Raw genomic sequence first — 2,363 nt, forward strand, 5'->3', positions numbered from 1 at the left:
GTAAGCGTCCAGCCAAGTCACCTTCCGAACTCCCGCATTAAGGACGATGGTGTCCGCGTATTTTTTAAGCGGACGCGATAGCCCTTATCGCCGGGATTTCCATGCGCCAACGAAGCTCTTACCCCAAACCGTTCAAGGCCCAGGTTGTTCAGGAGTGCCTGCAACCTGGTGCGACCGTCTCCAGCGTTGCCATCAGCCACGGCATCAACGCCAACGTTATTCGCAAGTGGCTGCCGCTTTACCGAGATCAGCTACCAGCGGCGTTGCCGGCGTTCGTGCCATTGAGGGCCACGCCTAAACGAACAACTGAGGCGTTCGCACTCATTGAGTTGTCCCTTGGCGAGCAATCGGTCACGGTGAAATGGCCAGCCTCCGATCCTGAAGGTTGCGCCCGCTTTGTGCGTGGGCTCACCCCGTGATCCGCATCGATGCCATCTGGCTCGCCACCGAGCCGATGGACATGCGCGCCGGCACCGACACCGCGTTGGCGCGTGTGGTGGCCGTGTTCGGTGCGGCGAAGCCGCACTGCGCCTATCTCTTCGCCAATCGCCGCGGCAACCGCATGAAAGTCCTGGTGCATGACGGCGTGGGTATCTGGCTCGCCGCGCGGCGCTTGCACCAGGGCAAGTTTCATTGGCCAGGCATCCGGCACGGCTCGGAAGTCGAACTCGACACCGAGCAACTTCAGGCTTTGGTGCTGGGTCTACCCTGGCAGCGGGTCGGTGCAGCCGGCGCGATCACAGTGCTGTAGCACCTGCCATTAGCCCATCGGTTTAGCTCCGCTGATCGCCTGCTCTGGCACAATCAGCGGCATGACTTCCGCGCCCAATCTCGACCAACTGACGCCTGACCAGCTGCGCACACTGGCCGCGCAGTTGCTCACGCAGGTCGACGTGATGGGCAAGAGGATCTACCGCGACCAAACGGTTATCGAGAACCTCAACCACGAAATCGCCATCCTCAAGCGGCACAAGTTTGCCAAGCGTAGTGAGCAACTGAGCCCTGACCAGGGCCGTCTGCTGGATGACCTGCTCGACACCGACATCGTGGCCATCGAGGCGGAGCTGAAAGCGGTCAATCCGCCGGCTGCGCCGGCCGACGCACGCCAGCAGCCCAAGCGCACACCGCTGCCACCGCAGCTCCCGCGCACCGTGATCCATCACGAACCGGAGAACACCCAGTGCGCCTGCGGCTGCCAGCTGCTACGCGTGGGTGAAGACGTCAGCGAAAAACTGGATTACACGCCGGGCGTGTTCACCGTCGAGCAGCACGTGCGTGGGAAATGGGCCTGCCGCCAGTGCGAAACGCTGATCCAGGCGCCGGTGCCGGCGCAGGTGATCGACAAGGGGATCCCCACCGCCGGCCTGTTGGCGCACGTGATGGTGGCCAAGTTCGCCGACCATCTGCCGCTGTACCGACAGGAAAAGATCTTCGGCCGCGCCGGCCTGGCTATCGCTCGTTCGACGCTGGCGCAGTGGGTCGGGCAAACCGGCGTGCAGCTCCAGCCGCTGGTCGATGCGCTGCGCGAAGCCGTGCTGGGCCAACGCGTGATTCACGCTGACGAAACCCCGGTGCAAATGCTCGCGCCGGGCGAGAAGAAAACCCATCGGGCTTACGTCTGGGCCTACAGCACCACGCCCTTCGCCGATCTGAAGGCCGTGGTCTACGACTTCAGCCCCAGCCGTGCCGGCGAGCATGCGCGCAATTTTCTTGGCCAGTGGAATGGCAAGCTGGTCTGCGACGACTTCGCTGGCTACAAGGCCGGTTTCGAGCGAGGCATCACCGAAATCGGCTGCATGGCCCACGCCCGCCGCAAGTTCTTCGATCTGCACGCGGCGAACAAAAGCCAATTGGCCGAACAGGCGCTGCACTCTATCGCTGGGCTGTACGAAGTCGAACGCCAAGTGCGCGACATGGGCGATGAAGAACGCGGGCGAATACGACAGGAACAGGCTTCACCGATCCTCGACGCGCTGCATGCCTGGATGCTGGCCCAGCGTGATCGGGTGCCCAACGGCTCAGCCACGGCGAAAGCCTTGGATTACAGCCTCAAACGTTGGTTGGCACTGACTCGCTATGTCGAGGATGGTGCCGTGCCCATCGACAATAACCAAGTCGAGAACCAGATCCGCCCGTGGGCTCTAGGTCGCTCCAATTGGCTGTTTGCCGGGTCGCTACGCAGCGGCAAACGGGCGGCGGCAATCATGAGCCTGATCCAGTCGGCGCGCATGAATGGGCATGATCCGTATGCCTATCTCAAGGATGTGCTCACACGACTGCCGACGCAGAAGGCCAGCGCTCTGGTCGAGCTGCTGCCGCACAACTGGGTATCCGCCGGCAAGGTGTAATGCCCGTTCGCTTAC

3 protein-coding genes are annotated in these 2,363 nt (G+C 62.7%); all 3 read left to right on the forward strand.

Annotated elements, in window-relative coordinates:
- Positions 1–101: 101 nt before the first annotated feature.
- The 3 genes from tnpA (at position 102) to tnpC (ending at position 2,348) form a co-directional block, all read left to right on the forward strand.
- The gene (gene tnpA, locus AAEZ08_RS22645; RefSeq protein WP_041015591.1) at positions 102–419 is read left to right on the forward strand and encodes an IS66-like element accessory protein TnpA; all 318 of its coding nucleotides are present in this window, start codon (positions 102–104) and stop codon (positions 417–419) included.
- The gene (gene tnpB, locus AAEZ08_RS22650; RefSeq protein WP_041013622.1) at positions 416–751 is read left to right on the forward strand and encodes an IS66 family insertion sequence element accessory protein TnpB; all 336 of its coding nucleotides are present in this window, start codon (positions 416–418) and stop codon (positions 749–751) included. The genes tnpA and tnpB overlap by 4 nt, the downstream gene beginning before the upstream one ends.
- Before the next feature lie 61 nt (positions 752–812).
- Complete coding sequence (gene tnpC / locus AAEZ08_RS22655) at positions 813–2,348, forward strand: IS66 family transposase (protein ID WP_057380861.1); 1,536 nt, start codon at positions 813–815, stop codon at positions 2,346–2,348.
- Positions 2,349–2,363: the final 15 nt, after the last annotated feature.

It is taken from the genome of Pseudomonas sp. E45-MNA-CIBAN-0222, assembly GCF_040310405.1.
GTDB lineage: Bacteria > Pseudomonadota > Gammaproteobacteria > Pseudomonadales > Pseudomonadaceae > Stutzerimonas > Stutzerimonas stutzeri_AC.